The following is a 20,552-nucleotide window of genomic DNA, read 5'->3' on the forward strand; positions in this document are numbered from 1 at the left end:
TTGAATGACAGCTTAGCGTTACAGGATGGCTTTTGGCGGTATCGCGGCAGTGCGGCCAAAAAATCCTGCTAACCTTGAAAATACGCTTGCTGAAACGTTTAATCTAGAAAGATTGGCACGTTACTCGATAATCTCTCATCCTTGAAGTGCAACTTGTCGCCAGTGTTTGGACCACGACCGTCGTGCTGAATCGGGTTAGGATGGGCGCTCAGTGTCGGACAAACTCGAAAAAACAAGGAAAAACGGGTTGAAACTCAGTGATATCGCCCAACTGGCCGGTGTGTCCGTCACCACCGCCAGCTATGTCATCAACGGCAAGGCCGAACAGCAACGCATTAGCAATGCGACCGTCGAACGGGTGCGTGCGGTGGTCGAAGAACATGGCTTCACGCCCAACCCACAGGCCGCGGGGTTGCGCAGTCGGCATACCCGCACCCTGGGCTTCATTCTGCCGGACCTGGAAAACCCCAGTTACGCCCGCATCGCCAAGCTGCTGGAACAGGGCGCCCGGGCGCAGGGCTACCAGTTGCTGATCGCCAGTTCCGATGATGCGCCAGAAAGTGAGCGGCAGCTGTTGCAACTGTTCCGCGCCCGGCGCTGCGACGCGCTGATCGTCGCCAGTTGCCTGCCGGCCGGGGATGACAGCTACCGCCAGTTACAGGCCAAGGGCATTCCGATCATCGCCATCGACCGGGTGATGGAGCCTGAGCACTTCTGCTCGGTGATCAGTGACGACCGCCAGGCCAGCCTGCACCTGACCCGCAGCCTGCTGGAGACGCAACCCCGGCAGATCGTGCTGGTCGGCGCACGCCCCGAGCTGAGTATCAGCCAGGAGCGGGCCGCGGGCTTTCGCGAAGCGCTGACAGGATTCGACGGTCAGGTACTGGTCGAGCACGGCGAATCGTTCAGCCGAGAATGCGGCCGCCAATTGATGGAAGACTTGCTTGAGCGCCTGGGGCATCTGCCCGACGCGCTGATCACCACTTCCTACGTGCTGCTGCAAGGGGTGTTCGATGCCCTGCACGATTTCCCGCTCAAATCGCGACCGCTGCGCCTGGGCACCTTTGGTGACACGCAGTTGCTGGACTTCCTGCCACTGCCGGTCAATGCCATGTCCCAGCAACATCAACTGATCGCCGACAAAGCGCTGGAACTGGCCCTGGCGGCCATCGAGAATGATGACTACCAGCCTGGCGTGCAGGCCATCGCACGGACCTTCAAGCAGCGTATCCACCGGGACTGAATCGTGGAGCTGATCGACACCCACACCCACCTGGACTTTCCCGATTTCGACGCGGATCGTCCGGCGCTGCTGGCCGCAAGCCGCGCCCTGGGTGTCCGGCAGATGGTGGTGCTGGGGGTGTATCGGGACAACTGGCAACGGGTCTGGGACTTGGTACAAAGCGACCCGGACCTGCACGCCGCGTTTGGCCTGCACCCGGTCTATCTCGATCAGCATCGCCCCGATGATGTGGCGCACCTGCGCGACTGGCTGGCCCGCCTGGCAGGGCATCGGCAGTTATGCGCGGTGGGCGAAATCGGCCTGGATTACTACATCGAGGGCCTGAACCGTGAGCGCCAGCAGACGCTGTTCGAAGCGCAACTGCAACTGGCGACGGAGTTCGAACTGCCGGCACTCATCCACGTACGCCGCAGCCACGCAGCGGCGATCGCAACCCTCAAGCGCCTTCCCCTGAAACGCGCGGGGATCATCCACGCCTTCGCCGGCAGTTTCGAAGAAGCCCGCGAGTACATCAAACTCGGCTACAAACTCGGCCTCGGCGGAGCCGCCACCTGGCCCCAAGCCCTGCGCATGCACCGGGTACTGGCGAAACTGCCACTGGAAGCAGTTGTGCTGGAAACCGACTCCCCAGACATGGCCCCGGCGATGTACCCCGGCCAGCGCAACAGCCCGGCACATTTACCGGCGATTTGCGAGGCCCTGGCCACAATCATGGCGATCAGCCCGGAGCAACTGGCCGAGGCCAGCACAGCGAACGCCCGACAATTGTTCAACTGGTGACTGCACCCTCCTGTGCGGAGTTGCTCGCAAAAGCGGTCAGCCTGGGCAAGAGAGGTTGGATGTACCGACGCCATCGCGAGCAGGCTCGCTCCCACAATTCGATCGGGGTACGGCTGAAGAGCCAGGTCGGCTGTAACGTCACCTCGCTTTTTTGCTTTTGATCTTGATCTTGATCTTCGGGCCCCATTAACCACGACGGCCGAACGCAGGCATTGCGTAGTGGGCAACCCGGCATGGATGCCGGGTTAGCCGCGCTGGGCCATGGATGGCCCTTCGCGGCGGGCCCACGGAGCAATGCCGGAGTGAGGGCATGCCGAGCCCAGGCGAGGCACCGAGTGGTGGGGCCAAGACCTTTTGGTTACTTTTGGGGCGTTTGCCAAAAGTAACCCGCTGTAAGAGCGGAACCATAAGTAGCCGTTACCGCAGCAACGGATATGTACCCAGTAAGGCCGCCATCGCGAGCAGGCTCACCCCCACAGGAGTTCTGCAGCGATCATCACACCCGAAACGCATTGATCAACACCTTGAGCTGCCCGACCTGCGCAGACAATTCACGGCTGGCATCCTCAGTCTGGTGCGCCCCCTCGGCCGTGCGCTCACCCGCACGGTTGATCTCGACAATGTTCCGGTCGATATCATGGGCCACCGCCGTCTGCTGCTCGACAGCGGCCGCGATCTGCTGGTTCTGGTCGACAATCATGCCAACCGCACCGAGGATGTTCTCCAAAGCCTGCTGGACCTTCTCCGACTGACCGACCGTGCCATTGGCCATTTCATGACTGGTACCCATGGCCTTGACCGCCGCCCCCACACCGCCGTGCAGACGGTCGATCATCGCTTCAATCTCCTCAGTCGATTGCTGGGTCCGCTTGGCCAGGGTCCGCACTTCATCCGCCACCACCGCGAAACCGCGGCCCTGTTCACCGGCCCGAGCCGCCTCAATCGCGGCGTTGAGGGCCAACAGGTTGGTCTGCTCGGCGATGCTCTTGATCACATCCAGCACGCGGCTGATGGCCTGGCTATCAGTCGCCAACTGATTGATCACCTGCACCGATTGATCGATTTCGCTGGCCAGGCGGGCGATGCTGCCCTGCTGGGACTCCACCAGCCCACGCCCACTGAGGGTTTCATCGTTCACACTGTGAGCGCTGCTGACCGCCGCAGCGGCACTGCGGGCCACCTCCTGCGCCGTGGCCGACATCTGGTTCATCGCTGTGGCGACCAGCTCGATCTGGCTGCGCTGGCCGGCCACTGCCTGATTACTCTGGGCCGATACCGATTCCACCTGCCCGGCCTGACGCTCCACCTCGACGACAGTCTGGCCCACCCGTTCGATCAGGTCATGGATCTTCGCCACCGTACCGTTGAACACCTCCCCCAGTTCCCCCAGTTCGTCCTTGCTGCGGGCCACGAAGTTGACCGTCATGTCCCCTGCCGCCACTTTGTCCATCATCCGCCCCAGGTAGTGAAGGGTGGTGCGGGTCGAGGCATAGAAACCGGCATACAAATAGAAAATCAGCAGGAACACAGCCACCAACGCCACGGCTTGCAGCACCATGTGGCTGCGGTTCTGCTCCAGGCGATGCTGCAACTGGACACCAAGGAAACCCAGCGCTGCGTCGTTCAGCCGGTAGGTCTGCTCCATCAGGCTGCTGACCTGATCGAAAAATGCCGGCCAGGGCGCATCGAGGGCGTCGGCCATCACCACCTGTTCTTCGATCAGTTCAGCGGCCTTCTTCAAAGTGCCCTTGCTAGCATCAGCCGGGCCGGCAAGGGCTTGTCCCGCCGCCTGACTGGAGGCCAGCGCATCTTGCAGCTTCAATCCATATTCACCCTGGATTTTTTCGATCTGCGCCAGCAGCTCATCGAACCGGGTGCTGGAGGCAGAATTGAGAAACCCCAGGCCCAAGGCCGAAGCACCCAGCGCGCGGCCCTCACCCAGGATCTGGGTGACACTGGGGGTCACGCCGGTCATCAGTTCACTGATTTGACGAATATCGCTCTGGTTGTCACGACTGAGCCCCGCCTGGCTGGCGATGATCTGGCTGAATATCTGCGAACTATTGAGCAGCTTGCCGATCAGCGCACTTTTGCTTTGCAGGGAGCTTTCGGCCTGCTGGGCCTTGAACCCGGCGATTATTTCGTCGCGCTTGGCGTCGAAGAGGCTCGCCTGCTCAGGCTCCACGACCATAGGGGTCAGGCCCTGCAGACGCGCAAGGATCTGTTGCTCGAGGGTGCCAATCTTCGCGTCCACATCGCCGGCCTTGCCGGACTGGCCCAGGCTGGCGTTGACCTGCACCAGGTTGTTCAGGGTTTCCAGGTCGCGGCGCAGGGTCAGGCTGCTGCCCAGCAAGTCTAGGCTCTGCAGCTCCACGTGGGTGCCCTGGAACTCACGGTAGGAGTCGCGCACCAGAAAGAAGTTGGTTACCAGCATCGGCAGCAGGAACAACACGCTGATCAGGCTGAACTTCATGCCGAAGCTCAGGCGGTTCATCAGGGCGACGGCGGGCCAGAGCAAACTCTTCACAAGGAAGTCTCCCGGTAGTGTTTTTATTGTTATGGGGCATGCGCACAGAGACAGCAGAAAGCCACTATCGGGCGCCGTCCCTGTATAGCCTAAATCGGAGGGGAGATTTGTAACTTAAGGTTAACGGCGCCGGCGTGGGATCCGTTCCTCTCCTGGAGGGTATTTGTCTGTGGGAGCAAAGCTTGCTCGCGATTGCGATAGGTCAATCAACAACAATGTTGACTGGTCTGTCCCTATCGCGAGCAAGCTTTGCTCCCACAGTGTGTTCCACACAATAAGGGATGCATTCGCCGATTAAGCCAACACCGTCCACAATGCAAACCCGGCATACCAGAGCACCGCCGAACGCAGCAGCAACTCCCACAACCGATCGAGGCTGTTGATGCCGTCCGGCCCGGCCACGGGCTCAGGAATTTCGCCGGCCACCAGGCCGACCTTGTCGACCAGTTGAGCGGCACTGATGTTCCAGTTCAACAGTTCATGCAGCATCACCCGGCTGACCGCCACGAAGTTGCCTACCAGGGCGAAACTCGCCGCCAGCAGCCGCACCGGCACCCAGTCGAAGGCATGGCGCAGTTGTGCTGCCCGCTCGGCCACGCCGGGGTTCTGGCTATGCTCGGCGGCCAGCGCCAGCAGGCGATAACTCAGGGCCGCTACCGGCCCCAGCAGGAAGTACCAGAAAATCACGGCGAAAAAGCTCTGGTAGGCCTGCCACAACAGATGGCCCTGGACCCGCCCCAGCAACTGCTCGCCATTGTCGGCTTCGATACCCAGGTCGCGCTTGGCCACATGGGTGGCCGCTTGCAGGTCTTCACGACGCCACGCATCGCGAAATGGCCCCAGCTCGGCCAGCAGATCCCCACGCCCCAGGCTGTAGATCACCACCAGCAAGTGCACCGGCAACACCAGCAACCCATAGGCCAGCGGTTCCAGCATCCACAACAACAGCGCCAGCAGCGCCACGGGCAACAGGACCATCGCCAGCAGCACCAGCCAGGGCCGATTGATCCAACGCGGGCTCGCCTCGATCCGGTTCAGCTCGCCCAGCCATGCGCCGTCACGCTGGACTCGCTGGCGCAGGGCCGAGAACTTCTCGATCCAGACCGCCAGCAGCAACACCAGAAAACTCATTGTCCTTCCCCTTCTGTCAGGGCCGCTCGATAGCGTGCCCAATCGAACGCCGGTCCCGGATCGGTCTTGCGTCCCGGCGCGATGTCGCTGTGCCCGCAGATGCGCTGCACGGTGATCGCCTTGAAGGCCGCTTGCAACTGCCGCGTCAGCGCCACCAAGGCGACATATTGCGCGTCGGTGAACGGCAAGTCATCGGTGCCCTCGAGCTCGATGCCAATGGAAAAATCGTTGCAGGTTTCCCGCCCCTCGAAACACGAAACGCCCGCATGCCACGCACGCTCCAGACAAGAGACAAACTGAGTAACGACGCCGTCACGCTCGATCAGAAAATGCGCGGAGACACGCAAGTCGGCGATACCGGCAAAGTAGGGGTGTTCCGTGACATCCAGACGATTCTGGAAGAATTCCTGCACCTTACCGGTGGCGAACTGAGCGGGCGGCAGGCTGATGTTGTGGATCACCAGCAGGGAAATTTCGCCCTCGGGGCGCGCATTGAAGTTGGGTGATGGGCAATGACGCACGCCATCGCACCAACCGCTCGCGGGGTCCAGCTGCATACAGGTTCCTTCGAAGACGACGGGGATGCCGCCAGTATGCCGTGATCGACCCGGACTGTGCGATCACTTGCCGCGATTGAGTTGACGCAGATTGCCGAGCACGGACTCCAGCGCCCGGTCGAACAGCAGGGTGTCGTCCAACAGGCGCGCGGCCCCCCGACGAAACTCCAGGGCCAGGCTGGTGCGGCTGTGCTCTTGTACCTTGAGGCCGGTACGGTTGACGAAAATATACTTACCGGTGCTCTGGATGATCGCCGCCAGCTTGCAACGCAGGCTGTTGTCCTCATCCTCCTGGAACTCGACCCAACTGCCCAACTTCAATTGATCGACCTGAAGCAGGCCCACGTCATCGGCCGGCAAGCGCACCGTCGCATTGTCTGCCGGCACTTTGTACGCCGGACGCAGGACAATCTTCTCCCGCACCTCGATCATCACCGGCGCATCCGCCGACTGGACCTGATCCGTGGCCTGGCCCATACGCTGCAAAGCCTGCACATGCAGGACTTCCAGCTCACTGAAGAATTCGCTGGTGGCGAACGGATCGAATGCCGAACGGCTCAACCCTTCACGCAAGGCCTTGAGCAGCTCCGGCACCATGGCCAGCAAGCGCAGGCCGGCATCCGACTCATCGTGATACTGGACGCTCCAGATCAGTTGCTCCAGGGTCAGGACATCGGCCTGCCATTCGGCGGAGTGCTCGCCATGCTTGAAGCCGGTCAGCAGCAGCACCTGGCTCCAGGCCTGCTGCACGAACTCCACCACGGCCTGGGGCAACACCTTGCCGAGCATGACCTGATTCAGCGCGCCTTCGACTCGCTGACGTGCCAATTCAGCCTTGGCCCGCCCTTCCTCGGCATCTCGGATACGCTGTTCGAGCAGTTCGCTGCGGCGCCGCTCATCGCTGGTAAAGGCGAGAAACTCGGCCAGTACTTCAGAGAAAATCGCCGGGTCATCAACGAAGTCGTTCAACAGGCGTTGCACCACCTGTTCGATGCGCTGGTAAAGGCTATCGCGCTGATGATCGTCGCAATCGCCCCAGCCCATGGCTGCGGCGGCAATTTCGTTAAGCAGCCGGCGGGCGGGATGATTGCCGCGACTGAAGAAACTCTTGTCCTGCACCGCGACCTTGAGCATCGGGATTTGCAGGCGGCCGATCAATGCCTTGAGGGTGTCCGGCAGGTTGTGGTCGTCGAGGATGAACTCGAACATCATTGCGATCAGATTGATCACGTCCTCGTCGGCGCCTTCGACCACCCGCGACTTGCCGCTCTTGACGCTGACCCGGGTGAGCAGTTGTTCGAGCTGGCTGCGCAGATCGAACTCGTCCTGAAGCGTGGGTGCCGGCACGTATTGCTGCAAATGCGAGAGCAGGCGCAACAGGTCACGGGTCGAGATCGGCTGCGCCGGTGCGCTGGGCTCCAGGGTCGGCGCCACGCTGCCTCGTACCTGCATCACCAGTTTCTGCAAGGCGCAGAACACTTCCTGCACGCTGTCATCGACCTCGGCGGCCCGGGGCCTGACGGCACGCTCTGGCGTGGAGCGCGGAGCATCGTCGACACGATCCGTCGCACGCCGGGACGGCGAAATCTTGAGATCCGACAAGATACCCGTGGCCGCCAGCAACTGGTTGGCCTCGGCATAGAACTGGTCGCACTCGCTGAGCACATACCGCTCGAACAGCTTGAGCAGGATCAGCTTGACCTTGATCTCCACCCCCAGGTTGCGCCCGGCCTGCAGAAAGGTTTCGCACAACAGCGCCGGGCTCAGGGGGTTCTGTGAATTCGTCATCGGTCGGGCCAGCAGCACGCTGAGCCGAGCCGTCAATTGATCGAGGGAAACCCCATCACGACTGATCACCCGGGTGACCATGGCTTCTACTGCCAGATGGCGCTCCAGATCGTCATGGGTCGAATGGACCGGGGCAGCAGGAGCGATGGCGGTGTTCAAGGAGGCGTGAGTCAGGTCGTACTGGGCGAGGCTGACGAACGCCTCGAAGAACTGCTCGATGAATTCGCGTTCGATACTTTTGCGTTTCAGGCGCAGGTCCCGCATGGCTTCGAAGAACAGATTCTGTTCGACATCATTGCGCGCCCGGTCCGCCATCTCGAACAAGGTATCGTCGGCGTTATCGAACAGCCTCTGCAAACCGAGGCGCAGCTGTTGCGCCGCCTTGTCGCGAACCTGGAGCAGAATCACAGGCAAACGGGCGAGTGGCGAGCGATTCGCCTGATCGGTAGGCACCTTATGCAAAGGCACTACATTCCCGTCGTTATGCATCCTGGACTCCTGAAACGGTGTTCTTCGGCGGTAACGTCAAAGCCATGACGTCAATCGAAAGGCGGATTATCTGGTAAAAGAACCCCGTCGCACCAGAGGACTCTGTGACCCAGCCTGAAATACATCGCAATAAGTGACCGGGAAATCGGCGAAACGTTGCGAGGAGCCGACCAAATGCAGGTCCTGGTGAACAATGTTTGTGCAACAGGACACTGGCCCTATAATCGGCCCACTTTGCCTGTGGAGCCCGTTATGCCGAACCTACGTCTCGCCGACCTGACCGCCGAAATCGAAGCCAACGTGCGCCGCGCCTTGCTCGAAGACATCGGCAGCGGCGACATCACCGCACAGCTGATCCCCGCCGAACGCCTGGCCAAGGCCACCATCATTACCCGCGAAGCCGCGATCATCAGCGGCACGGCCTGGGTTGACGCCGTGTTCCGGCAACTGGACCCGCGTGTCGCGGTGCACTGGCAAGTGCGCGACGGCGACCGGGCGAACCCCGACCAGGCGCTGTTCCACCTCGAAGGGCCGGCCCGCTCACTGCTGACCGGCGAGCGCAGCGCGCTGAACTTCCTGCAGATGCTCTCGGGTGTCGCCACCCGGGCCCGCTACCTGGCCGACTTCGTCGCCGACACCCAGGTCAAGCTGCTGGACACCCGCAAGACCCTGCCCGGCTTGCGCCTGGCGCAGAAGTACGCCGTCACCTGCGGTGGCTGCCATAACCACCGCATCGGTCTGTACGATGCCTTCCTGATCAAGGAAAACCACATCGCTGCCTGCGGTGGGATCGCCCAGGCAATCGCGGCTGCCCACAAGATCGCACCGGGCAAACCGGTGGAAGTCGAAGTGGAAAGCCTGACGGAATTGAAAGAAGCCCTGGCGGCCAATGCCGATATCATCATGCTCGACGAACTGAGCCTGGACGATATGCGTGAAGCCGTGCGCCTGAACGGCGGCAAGGCGAAGCTGGAGGCCAGCGGCGGGATCAACGAAAGCACCTTGCGGCCGATTGCCGAGACCGGGGTGGACTACATCTCGATCGGGGCGATGACCAAGGATGTGAAGGCAGTGGATCTGTCGATGCGCTTGAGTCTCTGAGCATAAAAAAACGCCAGCCCTGAGGCTGGCGTTTTTTTCAGACCACCAGATTATTCATCTCGCAGTACTCATCCCAATCCACTCCCAGCACCTCGGCAGCCTCCTTGTGCAAGGCAAGACGCTGCGCCTCGAACTCCTCAGGCGTGCTGGTGTACTTGAGCGTCAGCTCCCAAGGCTGCAAGCCCTGGGCTTCGGCCTCGTCTTCGAAAGCCCACTGGATCTGGTCCTTCTGCTCGTCGGTGCTCAGGTTCCTGATTTCTTCCAGTAACTGAGGCGTGTCCAGGGCGTATTTGCGCAGCGCTTCTTCGTGTCTGGCTTCTTGGGTCAGTTCTTTAGCCGTCATGTCGTTCTCGCTGATCGAAGGAATGGAAGATGGGACTGGATCATCAAGGATCTCTCTGACACAGAACCGCTGGCAGCGCGGTTTTCCTGGTCCTTGGAACCATTCGTGGATCATTTGAAAACTGCTGGGCAATGCTCATGCAGGCAACGAATATAGGACGTTTTGCCGATGATTTACATGGCTCTTTACATCTGCCGCACAAAAACCTCATGCCCTGGTACGGAAGAGGCCAAGGAACATCTGTCGGAATCCCAAGTCATAGCGATGTGCCATATCGGCACTTCATAAGGATTCTGTGATGCGCAGCTTTCCAACGTTAACGTCTATTCGACTGGTTACCGCAACCCTGCTACTCGGCAGCCTGGCATTGACCGGCGCCGCGCAAGCGGCAGTTGAGATCTCGTCCAATTTTCCAGAGCCATCCGATGAGATCTCGGCCCTTCGCAGCTCATTTGGCAACGACGTCTTCTACAAAACCGGTATCAGCATCGATAACTTGAAGGACATGCAGCAAGCCGCCAAGGCCAACGCCATCGAACTGGAAACCCAGAAGCGCACCCTCGCCGAGCAGGCCCGCCAGATCGAAGAGCTCAAACGCAACAGCGGTTCCAGTTCCAACTCCAGCGGCCGGGAAATTGAAGAGCTCAAACGCACGGTCAAGGAACAGGAGCGCGACCTGAACGACCTTGGCAAGCAAGTGGAAGAGCTCAAGCGTAATAGCGGCTCCAGCTCGAGTTCGAACAACAGCGAAATATCGACACTGAAAGGAAAGATCAACGATCAGGACCGCGAGATGGATCAGCTCAAGCGTACCGTCGAGGAATTGAGCAGGAAGGTGAAATAAGGAGAGAGGAGATCTTGCCCGAGACAGGAATCGAACCTGCGACCTTCGCGTTACGAGTGCGCTGCTCTACCGACTGAGCTACACGGGCGGTGAGCTAACCTAGCATCCAGCCCGTGACCAGGCAACCTGTGCCACAAGGATTTTCCCCACACAGCAAAACGCCCCGAACCAGTCGGGGCGTTTTGCTGTTCAGCAGTCAGGCGAAGGGGTGATTAAACGCCCGAAGCCTTGGCCGCCGCCACGTCCTTGATGGACAGCTTGATACGGCCGCGGTTGTCCACGTCCAGTACCAGCACTTCCACTTCCTGGCCTTCTTTCAGGATGTCGGTCACTTTCTCGACGCGAGCATCGCTCAGCATGGAGATGTGAACCAGACCGTCCTTGCCTGGCAGGATGTTGACGAAGGCGCCGAAGTCGACGATGCGCTCGACCTTGCCGACGTAGATCTTGCCGATCTCGGCTTCGGCGGTGATGCCCAGGACGCGCTGACGTGCTGCCTCTGCCGCTTCCTTGGTTTCGCCGAAGATCTTGATCGAACCGTCGTCTTCGATGTCGATCGAAGCCTTGGTTTCTTCGCAGATCGCACGGATGGTCGCGCCGCCTTTACCGATGACATCACGGATCTTGTCGGTGTCGATCTTCATCGCGATCATGGTCGGAGCGTTTTCCGACAGCTCGGTACGGGACTGACCGATCACCTGGTTCATCTGGCTGAGGATGTTCAGGCGCGCTTCCAGGGCTTGGCCCAGGGCGATTTCCATGATCTCTTCGGTGATGCCCTTGATCTTGATGTCCATCTGCAGTGCGGTCACGCCTTTGGCGGTACCAGCCACTTTGAAGTCCATGTCGCCCAGGTGGTCTTCGTCACCCAGGATGTCGGTCAGGACAGCGAACTTCTCGCCTTCCTTCACCAGGCCCATGGCGATACCGGCAACCGGTGCCTTCATCGGCACACCGGCGTCCATCAAGGCCAGGGAAGCGCCGCAGACCGAAGCCATGGAGCTCGAACCGTTGGATTCGGTGATTTCCGATACCACGCGGATGGTGTACGGAAACACGTCGGCGTCCGGCAGCATGGCCTGGACCGAACGACGGGCCAGACGGCCGTGACCGATTTCGCGGCGACCGGCGCCACCCATGCGACCGCACTCACCCACCGAGAACGGAGGGAAGTTGTAGTGCAGCATGAACGGGTCTTTCTTTTCGCCTTCCAGGGTGTCCAGCAGTTGCGCGTCACGGGCGGTGCCCAGTGTTGCAACGACCAGGGCCTGGGTTTCGCCACGGGTGAACAGGGCCGAACCGTGGGTCTTCGGCAGAACGCCGACTTCGATGTTCAGCGGACGTACAGTGCGGGTGTCGCGACCGTCGATACGTGGCTTGCCGTTGACGATATTCTCGCGAACGGTACGGTATTCGATTTCACCGAAAGCGGCCTTGACGTCGGCAGCCGATGGCTGGCCTTCTTCGCCGGACAGCTTGGCAACGACCTGGTCCTTCAACTCGCCCAGACGCGCGTAGCGGTCGGCCTTGACGGTGATGGTGTAGGCCTGGGAGATCGCTTCGCCGAACTCGGCACGGATCGCGCCCAGCAGCTCGGTGGCTTCGGCTTGCGGAGCCCAGGTCCAGGTTGGCTTGGCGGCTTCGGCGGCCAGTTCCTTGACGGCGTTGATCACCACCTGGAACTCGTCATGGGCGAACAGTACGGCGCCCAGCATCTGGTCTTCGGTCAGCTCTTTGGCTTCGGACTCAACCATCAGCACGGCTTCGGAAGTACCGGCAACGACCATGTCCAGGCTCGAGGCCTTCAGTTGCTCGTAGGTCGGGTTCAGCAGGTAGCCGGTGCTTTCGTGGAACGCAACGCGGGCAGCGCCGATCGGGCCATCGAAAGGAATGCCGGAGATGGCCAGCGCGGCCGAGGTACCGATCATCGCAGCGATGTCCGGATCGGTTTTCTTGCTGGTGGAGACAACGGTGCAGACAACCTGCACTTCGTTCATGAAGCCTTCTGGGAACAGCGGACGGATCGGACGGTCGATCAGTCGGGAAGTCAGGGTTTCTTTCTCGGAAGGACGGCCTTCGCGCTTGAAGAAACCGCCAGGGATCTTACCGGCAGCGTAAGTCTTTTCCTGGTAGTGAACAGACAGAGGGAAGAAGCCCTTGCCTGGATCGGCTTGCTTGGCACCGACAACGGTCACCAATACGCTGACGTCGTCGTCAACGGTGACCAGCACTGCGCCGGAGGCCTGACGGGCGATACGGCCAGTCTCGAGGGTAACGGTCGACTGACCGAACTGGAATTTTTTGATTACCGGGTTCACGGTGTCCTACCTTCTTTGTGGCTCTTGGGGGAACTTGTCTTCTTGCGAAATTCTTGGGCAGTGCGGGGAATCGGCCCAACGACTGTCCAGATAAAACTTGAGGCTGGGAGCCTGCCGGTTGCCGACGCAAAGCGCAGGCAACTGACAGACCACCAACCTCATAGCGCAATCGCTTATTAGCGACGCAGACCCAGGCGGCCGATCAAGGCGCTGTAACGACTTACGTCCTTACCCTTCAGGTAATCCAGCAGCTTGCGACGCTGGTTTACCATGCGGATCAGACCACGACGGGAGTGGTGGTCTTTACCGTTGGCCTTGAAGTGACCTTGCAGTTTGTTGATGTTGGCGGTCAGCAGTGCAACTTGCACTTCTGGCGAACCAGTATCACCAACAGCTTGCTGGTAGTCGGTCACGATCTGAGCTTTTTCTTCAACGCTGAGTGCCATGTGGCTTTCCTCTTGTGAGGTACCGTTTCCGGGGAAACCGTACCAACAGGCCAGGGACAGATCCCTGTATCTATAAATGAGTAGTGACCGTGCCTGTTAACAGCCACACTCGCCCGCCTGCTGTTACACAAGCGGGTTCCGGTCATTCCGACCGAATCAGTCGACGCGGCGCAATGCGCCCGTCTTCGCTCACTTCACCGATACCGATGAAGCGACCGTTGTGATCCTGTACCCGGACCATGCCGAATTTCGGCGCATCCGGGGCACGCACCGGCTGGCCATTGAGCCAGTAGAATGCGCTGTGTTCCGAGAACTGCAACAGCGGCCAGTCCAGCAGTCCACTGTCCGATGGCATCAGGAAGCGGTCGACCGCTTCGTTGCCGCCTTCGGCATGTACCGCTTCGAGCTCTTCCAGCGTAACCGTCTGGGCCAGCGTGAAGGGTCCGGCCTGGGTCCGGCGCAACTCCGCCACGTACGCACCACAGCCGAGCTGCTCACCAATATCCTCCACCAGGGTCCGGATATAAGTACCTTTGCTGCAATCCACGGCTAGCCGTGCAGTATTACCGTCAAAGGCCAGCAATTCCAAGCGCGCAATAGTAACAGAACGCGGTTCACGCTCCACTACTTCGCCTGCACGGGCCAATTTGTACAAAGGTTGCCCATCACGCTTCAGGGCGGAGTACATCGGCGGTATCTGACTGATTTGCCCGCGAAATCCGGGCAACACCGCTTCGATATCAGCCTGACCAACGGTCACCGGGCGCTCGCGCAAAACCTCGCCTTCGGCATCCGCCGTGGTGGTGGTCTTACCCAACTGCGCCAGGGTTTCATAACCCTTGTCGGAGTCGAGCAGATATTGGGAGAACTTGGTTGCCTCGCCGAAACACAGCGGCAGCACGCCGGTGGCCAGCGGATCGAGGCTGCCGGTGTGCCCGGCCTTCTCGGCATTGAGCAGCCAGCGCACCTTCTGCAAGGCGGCGTTGGAGGTGAACCCCAACGGCTTGTCGAGCAGGATGATACCGCTGACGTTACGACGGATACGTTTGACCTGAGCCACCGGTTACTCCTTGGTGTCTTCGGGTTCAGCCGCGTGCTGACTGTCTTCAGCCACGGCGCGCTCGATCAACGCCGACAGATGCGCGCCCCGGGCAACGCTTTCGTCGTAGTGGAAATGCAACTGTGGAACACTGCGCAGCTTCATTTCACGGGCCAACTGCATGCGCAGGAAACCGGCGGCCGAGTTCAGCACCTTGATGCTCTGGGCGACATCATCGGCGCCGTCCTGCCCCATCACCGTGATGAAAATCTTTGCATGACCGACGTCACGGCTGACTTCCACAGCGGTAATGGTGACCAGGCCGACACGCGGGTCCTTGACTTCGCGGCGGATCAGCTGGGCCAGCTCGCGCTGCATCTGATCGCCGATTCGTTGGGTACGGCTATATTCTTTTGCCATGTCTTGCTACCTGTTACTGCCCCACGGCGAAACCCGTGAGGTCTGAAAGCGGCAAACGCCCGGCCTGACAAAAGCCAGACCGGGCGTTGCGTTTAGAGTCCGCCAGCGAAGCAGCGCATGTTCATGCGGCTACCCGATGTGGCTCTTGAAGTGCGCGAGTCAGAGGCTGCGAGCAACCTGGACCTTCTCGAAGACTTCGATCTTGTCACCGACCTTGACGTCGTTGTAGCTCTTGACGCCAATACCGCATTCCATGCCGGCACGTACTTCGGAAGCGTCATCCTTGAAGCGACGCAGGGATTCCAGCTCGCCTTCGAAGATCACGATGTCTTCACGCAGTACACGGATCGGACGGTTACGGTGAACGACACCTTCGATCACCATGCAACCGGCGATTGCACCGAATTTCGGCGAACGGAACACGTCGCGAACTTCGGCCACACCCAGGATGTTCTCCCGCACGTCGCTGCCCAACATACCGGTCAGGGCTTTCTTGACGTCTTCGATGATGTCGTAGATCACGTTGTAGTAACGCATATCCAGACCTTCCTGCTCGACGATCTTGCGAGCACCGGCATCGGCACGCACGTTGAAGCCGAATAGTACTGCATTGGAAGCCAGTGCCAGGTTGGCGTCGCTTTCGGTGATACCACCGACGCCGCCACCGACCACACGCACTTGCACTTCGTCGTTGCCCAGGCCGTTCAGAGCGCCTTGCAAGGCTTCCAGCGAACCACGGACGTCGGATTTGAGGACGATGTTGAGCGTCTTCTTCTCTTCCTGGCCCATGTTCTCGAAGATGTTTTCCAGCTTGCCGGCATGCGCGCGAGCCAGTTTGACTTCGCGGAACTTGCCTTGACGGAACAGAGCCACTTCACGGGCTTTCTTCTCGTCAGCCACAACGCTCATCTCGTCGCCAGCGTCTGGCGTACCGTCCAGGCCGAGGATCTCGACCGGGATAGCCGGACCGGCTTCCTTGATCGGCTTGCCGTTCTCGTCGAGCATGGCGCGAACGCGGCCATAGTTCGAACCGACCAGCACCATGTCGCCCTGACGCAGCGTACCGTCCTGAACCAGGACCGTGGCCACCGGACCGCGGCCCTTGTCCAGGCGCGATTCAACCACGACACCACGGCCAGGGGCCGATGGGGTGGCGGTCAGTTCGAGCACTTCGGCTTGCAGCAATACCGCTTCGAGCAATTCGTCGACGCCGGTACCCATCTTCGCGGAAACCGGAACGAATGGAGTGTCGCCACCCCAATCTTCCGAGGTCACGCCATGAACCGACAGCTCACTGCGGATGCGATCGAGATCGGCGCCCGGCTTGTCGATCTTGTTCACCGCAACCACCAGCGGCACGCCAGCTGCCTGGGCATGCTGAACAGCTTCGATGGTCTGCGGCATCACGCCGTCGTCCGCCGCGACCACCAGGATCACGATGTCGGTCGCCTTGGCACCACGGGCACGCATGGCGGTAAACGCGGCGTGACCCGGGGTATCGAGGAAGGTAACCATGCCACGATCGGTTTCAACGTGGTACGCACCGATGTGCTGGGTGATACCGCCGGCTTCGCCAGCAGCAACCTTGGCACGACGGATGTAGTCGAGCAGCGAGGTCTTACCGTGGTCGACGTGGCCCATGACGGTCACGACCGGCGCACGAGGAACCGCTTCACCTTCGAACTTCAGGGACTCGGCCAGGGAATCTTCCAGGGCGGTGTCGCTGATCAGGGTCACTTTGTGGCCCAGTTCTTCGGCAACCAGCTGGGCAGTTTCCTGATCCAGTACCTGGTTGATGGTGGCCGGCGTACCCAGCTTGAACATGAACTTGATGATCTCGGCAGCCTTGACCGACATCTGCTGGGCCAGATCGCCCACAGTGATGGTCTCGCCGATCTTCACTTCACGCACGACAGGGCCGGTCGGGCTCTGGAAACCGTGGGCGTTGCGTTTCTTCAGCTTGGCTTTGCCGCGACCGCCACGACGGAAGCCATCGCTTTCTTCGTCGGTGGTACGTGGAGCAACCCGTGGAGCCGGCGCCTTCTCCTTGACCGAAGCACGATGCGGAGCGTTCTTGCGCTCGCCATCGCCACCGCCACGACGGCTTTCGTCGGCGCGTGGTTTGTCCGGACGACGCGGTTCGTCGCGTTTGCGAGTGTCAGCCGCAGGGGCAGGAGCTGCCTCCAGGACCGGCACGCTTTCACGCACAGGCTCAGTCACCTGGGCAGGCGCCGCGACAGCTTCCGCCGGAGCAGATTGCGCAGCAGCCGGTGCAGGCTGACGACGCGCTTCTTCTTCGGCGCGGCGCTTGGCTTCTTCTTCAGCCTTCTGGCGCGCGGCATTTTCTACTGCGCGACGTTCATCCAGTTCGCGTTTGCGCTCGGCTTCGATTTCTTCCGGGCTGCGCTGGACGAAAACTTTCTTCTTGCGTACTTCTACGCTGATGCTTTTGCTACCGGCAACACGCAGGGTGCTGGTGGTTTTACGCTGCAGAGTGATCTTGCGCGGTTCTTCCACTTTCGCCTTGTGACTGCTCTTCAAGTGGGTCAGCAGGGACTGCTTCTCACTGTCGGTCACATGTTCCTCGGCGGCGGTGTGCGGCAGACCTGCCTCACGCATCTGCTGCAACAGGCGCTCTACCGGTGTTTTGACCTCATCGGCCAGTTGTTTCACCGTGACTTGCGTCATGCACTTCTCTCCTCAGGCCGCGCCTAATTACTCGAACCAGTGGGCTCGGGCGGCCATGATCAACTTGCCGGCACGATCATCGTCAATGCCGTCGATGTCGAGCAGGTCGTCAATAGACTGCTCGGCCAGGTCTTCGCGGGTAATTACGCCGCGCACCGCCAGTTCCATCGCCAAATCCTTGTCCATACCCTCAAGCGAGAGCAGGTCTTCGGCCGGATGGGCGTCTGCCAGCTTTTCCTCAGTAGCGATGGCTTTGGTCAACAAACGATCCTTGGCCCGAGCGCGAAGCTCGTTGACGATGTCTTCGTCAAAGCCGTCGATGTTGAGCATTTCCTCCACCGGCACGTAGGCAATCTCTTCCAGGCTGGTAAAGCCTTCATCCACCAGCACCTGCGCCAGCTCTTCATCGACTTCGAGCTCTTCGATGAAGTTGCGCAGGATGTCACCGGTTTCAGCTTGCTGCTTGGCCTGGATGTCCGATTCGGTCATCACGTTCAGGGTCCAGCCAGTCAGCTGGCTGGCCAGACGCACGTTCTGACCACCACGACCGATGGCCTGAGCCAGATTGTCTGCGCCAACGGCGATGTCCATGGCATGGGCATCTTCGTCAACGATAATTGCCGCCACTTCTGCTGGCGACATGGCGTTGATCACGAACTGAGCCGGGTTATCGTCCCAGAGAACGATGTCCACACGCTCACCGCCCAGCTCGCCGGATACGGCCTGGACACGCGAACCGCGCATGCCGATGCAGGCACCTTGCGGGTCGATGCGTTTGTCCTTGGAGCGGACCGCGATCTTGGCACGCGATCCCGGATCACGGGAGGCAGCCATGACTTCGATCAGGCCTTCGGCGATTTCCGGCACTTCGATGCGGAACAACTCGATCAGCATTTCCGGCGCGGTACGCGACAGGATCAGCTGCGGGCCGCGGTTCTCGGTGCGGATTTCCTTGAGCAGCGCACGCAACCGCACGCCTACCCGGAAAGTTTCGCGAGAAATGATGTCTTCACGAGCCAACAGCGCCTCGGCGTTGTTGCCCAGGTCGACGATCACGTTGTCGCGGGTGACCTTTTTCACGGTGCCGGAGATGATTTCACCCAGCTTCTCGCGATAAGCGTCAACGACCTGCGCGCGCTCGGCCTCACGAACCTTCTGCACGATGACCTGTTTGGCCGTCTGGGCAGCGATGCGACCAAACTCGATGGATTCGATCTTTTCTTCGACTACATCACCTACCTTGGCACCAGGATGCGTTTCCGCAACCTTGCTCGGCCAGGTTTCGATAGCCGGATCATCCAGGTCGGCTTCCTCGACCACCGTCCAGCGACGGAAAGTTTCATAGGAACCGGTGTGGCGATTGATCTCCACACGCAAATCAACTTCGTCTTCAAACCGCTTCTTGGTAGCAGTGGCCAGAGCCAGCTCCAGCGCTTCAAAAATAACGTTAGCCGGTACGCCCTTTTCATTGGATACCGACTCAACAACCAGCAGTACTTCTTTGCTCATCGTACGCCTCGCCTTTCGCAAGCCATTGGATCCGCGGGATCCGCAGTATCTGGCACGTATCAGTCAAAACTGGGAATAATGTTGGCCTTGTCGATCATATCGATCGGCAACAGGAACTCATGGTCATCTACCTGCACCACGACGTCCTGCTCTTCTACACCGCGCAGAAGGCCTTGAAAGTTGCGTCGACCCTCGAAGGGCGAGCGCAGCTTGATCTTCACTTGTTCACCGGCAAACGAAGCAAACTGTTCAAGGCTGAACAGTGGGCGTTCCATGCCGGGCGAGGAAACCTCAAGGGTGTATTCGGTGCTGATTGGATCTTCAACATCCAGCACACCGCTGATCTGACGGCTGACGATGGCGCAATCATCCACCAACACACCGCCTTCCTTATCGATATAAACGCGCAACAGTGAGTGGCGACCTTGAGCCGAAAACTCAATACCCCAGCATTCATAGCCAAGGGCCACGACCACCGGGGCCAACAAGGCCTGCAACTGTTCTAGCTTGCTCGACACCTGAACCCCCTCGTGCATGTTTGTGCATGCTGTGCAAATAAAAAAAAATGGGCGAATCGCCCATCCCTGAAACGCCGTTGAACAGCGGCGTTATAAAGTGTCCAGCTAACAAAAAGCCCCTTGGAAGGGGCCCTAAAACTGGTTGCGGGAGCCGGATTTGAACCGACGACCTTCGGGTTATGAGCCCGACGAGCTACCAGGCTGCTCCATCCCGCGACAAAGCTGGGGCGGAAGTATACGACCGATCCTTTACAGGGTCAATGTAACCCTTCCACCTACAAGAAAGCCCGCTATTGCGGGCTTTCCTGATTCAATTGGTACCGAGAAGGGGACTCGAACCCCTACACCCTATGGGCACAACCACCTCAAGGTTGCGTGTCTACCAATTCCACCACCTCGGCAAATACAGCGTTTGAAACCTTCTTACTTCTGCTCTTGAGCTGGAGGTACGTCAGTCGCCGGGTTGGCCGACTTTTGCTCTTGAAGCACCGGGACATCATCAGAAGCCGGTTTTTGCTTTGGCGCTTCCAACACCGCCGGGCTTGGCAAACCTACTTGAGTCAGCTCATGAGCTTTCTCTTTAGCAAAGTAACCTAACCCTAAGCTGGTCATGAAGAAACCGGCGGCAAGTATAGCAGTAAACTTACTAAGAAAGGTAGAGGAACCTTGGCTTCCGAACACAGTATTTGAAGCACCTGCACCGAAAGACGCACCAGCATCCGCACCTTTACCCTGCTGCAGCAATACCAGAGCAACTACGCCCAATGCACCCAGCAGATGAAAAACGACTACGACTGTTTCCAGCATTTTT

General features: G+C 59.9%; 16 protein-coding genes, 3 tRNA genes and 2 pseudogenes. 4 read left to right on the top strand and 17 right to left on the bottom strand.

Translation table 11 applies throughout. The features are described from left to right. The first annotated feature begins 247 nt into the window (after window positions 1-247). Both cra and CGA22_RS10365 read left to right on the top strand, forming a co-directional pair. Window positions 248-1,243 carry a catabolite repressor/activator gene (gene cra, locus CGA22_RS10360; protein WP_041021404.1) on the top strand — a complete coding sequence of 332 codons (996 nt, stop codon included), beginning with the start codon at window positions 248-250 and terminating at the stop codon, window positions 1,241-1,243. Between the two features lie 3 nt (window positions 1,244-1,246). After that, a complete protein-coding gene (locus CGA22_RS10365; RefSeq protein ID WP_041021405.1) occupies window positions 1,247-2,023 on the top strand; it encodes a TatD family hydrolase in 777 nt (258 codons plus the stop codon). Window positions 2,024-2,519: 496 nt separating this feature from the next. Here CGA22_RS10365 and CGA22_RS27410 read toward each other — a convergent pair. The 5 genes and pseudogenes from CGA22_RS27410 to CGA22_RS10385 all read right to left on the bottom strand — a co-directional run. Beyond that, a pseudogene (locus tag CGA22_RS27410) lies at window positions 2,520-3,092 on the bottom strand (methyl-accepting chemotaxis protein); the annotation flags it as partial. 333 nt (window positions 3,093-3,425) lie between these two features. Continuing rightward, window positions 3,426-4,517, bottom strand: a pseudogene (locus tag CGA22_RS27415) (methyl-accepting chemotaxis protein); the annotation flags it as partial. A gap of 327 nt (window positions 4,518-4,844) precedes the next feature. Next, window positions 4,845-5,681, bottom strand: a complete 837-nt coding sequence (gene ampE, locus CGA22_RS10375; protein ID WP_041024983.1) for a regulatory signaling modulator protein AmpE — start codon at window positions 5,679-5,681, stop codon at window positions 4,845-4,847. Beyond that, window positions 5,678-6,238 (bottom strand): 1,6-anhydro-N-acetylmuramyl-L-alanine amidase AmpD, encoded by a 561-nt coding sequence (gene ampD, locus CGA22_RS10380; protein WP_041024984.1) that lies wholly within the window; start codon window positions 6,236-6,238, stop codon window positions 5,678-5,680. Before ampD ends, ampE begins: the two co-directional genes overlap by 4 nt. 63 nt (window positions 6,239-6,301) lie before the next feature. Next, window positions 6,302-8,515: a DUF1631 domain-containing protein gene (locus CGA22_RS10385; protein ID WP_041024985.1), complete on the bottom strand. Its 2,214-nt coding sequence runs from the start codon at window positions 8,513-8,515 to the stop codon at window positions 6,302-6,304. A 252-nt stretch (window positions 8,516-8,767) separates the two neighbouring features. On the opposite strand from CGA22_RS10385, the gene nadC reads away from it, so the two are divergent. Next, a complete protein-coding gene (gene nadC, locus CGA22_RS10390) occupies window positions 8,768-9,616 on the top strand; it encodes a carboxylating nicotinate-nucleotide diphosphorylase (RefSeq protein ID WP_041024986.1) in 849 nt (282 codons plus the stop codon). A 37-nt stretch (window positions 9,617-9,653) separates the two neighbouring features. On the opposite strand, the gene CGA22_RS10395 is transcribed toward nadC, so the two are convergent. Next, a complete protein-coding gene (locus tag CGA22_RS10395) occupies window positions 9,654-9,959 on the bottom strand; it encodes a DUF6388 family protein (protein ID WP_041024987.1) in 306 nt (101 codons plus the stop codon). Window positions 9,960-10,257: 298 nt separating this feature from the next. On the opposite strand from CGA22_RS10395, the gene CGA22_RS10400 reads away from it, so the two are divergent. Next, the gene (locus CGA22_RS10400) at window positions 10,258-10,803 is read left to right on the top strand and encodes a hypothetical protein (protein ID WP_041024988.1); all 546 of its coding nucleotides are present in this window, start codon (window positions 10,258-10,260) and stop codon (window positions 10,801-10,803) included. Between the two features lie 15 nt (window positions 10,804-10,818). Here CGA22_RS10400 and CGA22_RS10405 read toward each other — a convergent pair. The 11 genes from CGA22_RS10405 to secG all read right to left on the bottom strand — a co-directional run bounded on the left by CGA22_RS10405 (window position 10,819) and on the right by secG (window position 20,548). Next, window positions 10,819-10,891 (bottom strand) — tRNA-Thr (locus CGA22_RS10405). A 124-nt stretch (window positions 10,892-11,015) separates the two neighbouring features. Then, complete coding sequence (pnp, locus tag CGA22_RS10410) at window positions 11,016-13,121, bottom strand: polyribonucleotide nucleotidyltransferase (RefSeq protein WP_041024989.1); 2,106 nt, start codon at window positions 13,119-13,121, stop codon at window positions 11,016-11,018. 176 nt (window positions 13,122-13,297) lie between these two features. Then, window positions 13,298-13,567 carry a 30S ribosomal protein S15 gene (gene rpsO, locus CGA22_RS10415; RefSeq protein ID WP_002555121.1) on the bottom strand — a complete coding sequence of 90 codons (270 nt, stop codon included), beginning with the start codon at window positions 13,565-13,567 and terminating at the stop codon, window positions 13,298-13,300. Between the two features lie 142 nt (window positions 13,568-13,709). Beyond that, window positions 13,710-14,627: a tRNA pseudouridine(55) synthase TruB gene (truB, locus tag CGA22_RS10420; protein ID WP_024779941.1), complete on the bottom strand. Its 918-nt coding sequence runs from the start codon at window positions 14,625-14,627 to the stop codon at window positions 13,710-13,712. A 3-nt stretch (window positions 14,628-14,630) separates the two neighbouring features. Continuing rightward, window positions 14,631-15,026, bottom strand: coding sequence for a 30S ribosome-binding factor RbfA (gene rbfA, locus CGA22_RS10425; RefSeq protein WP_041024990.1), 396 nt, complete (start codon window positions 15,024-15,026; stop codon window positions 14,631-14,633). Window positions 15,027-15,185: 159 nt separating this feature from the next. Beyond that, on the bottom strand, window positions 15,186-17,714 hold the full coding sequence (gene infB / locus CGA22_RS10430; protein WP_041024991.1) for a translation initiation factor IF-2: 2,529 nt from the start codon (window positions 17,712-17,714) through the stop codon (window positions 15,186-15,188). 27 nt (window positions 17,715-17,741) lie between these two features. Then, on the bottom strand, window positions 17,742-19,223 hold the full coding sequence (gene nusA, locus CGA22_RS10435) for a transcription termination factor NusA (RefSeq protein ID WP_024779944.1): 1,482 nt from the start codon (window positions 19,221-19,223) through the stop codon (window positions 17,742-17,744). Window positions 19,224-19,282: 59 nt separating this feature from the next. Then, window positions 19,283-19,741, bottom strand: coding sequence for a ribosome maturation factor RimP (gene rimP, locus CGA22_RS10440; protein ID WP_024779945.1), 459 nt, complete (start codon window positions 19,739-19,741; stop codon window positions 19,283-19,285). 139 nt (window positions 19,742-19,880) lie between these two features. Next, a tRNA-Met gene (locus tag CGA22_RS10445) sits at window positions 19,881-19,957 on the bottom strand. A 99-nt stretch (window positions 19,958-20,056) separates the two neighbouring features. Then, a tRNA-Leu gene (locus CGA22_RS10450) sits at window positions 20,057-20,142 on the bottom strand. 22 nt (window positions 20,143-20,164) lie between these two features. Further along, window positions 20,165-20,548, bottom strand: a complete 384-nt coding sequence (gene secG / locus CGA22_RS10455) for a preprotein translocase subunit SecG (protein ID WP_024779946.1) — start codon at window positions 20,546-20,548, stop codon at window positions 20,165-20,167. Window positions 20,549-20,552: the final 4 nt, after the last annotated feature.

This window comes from Pseudomonas sp. PSB18 (assembly GCF_014596565.1).
GTDB lineage: Bacteria > Pseudomonadota > Gammaproteobacteria > Pseudomonadales > Pseudomonadaceae > Aquipseudomonas.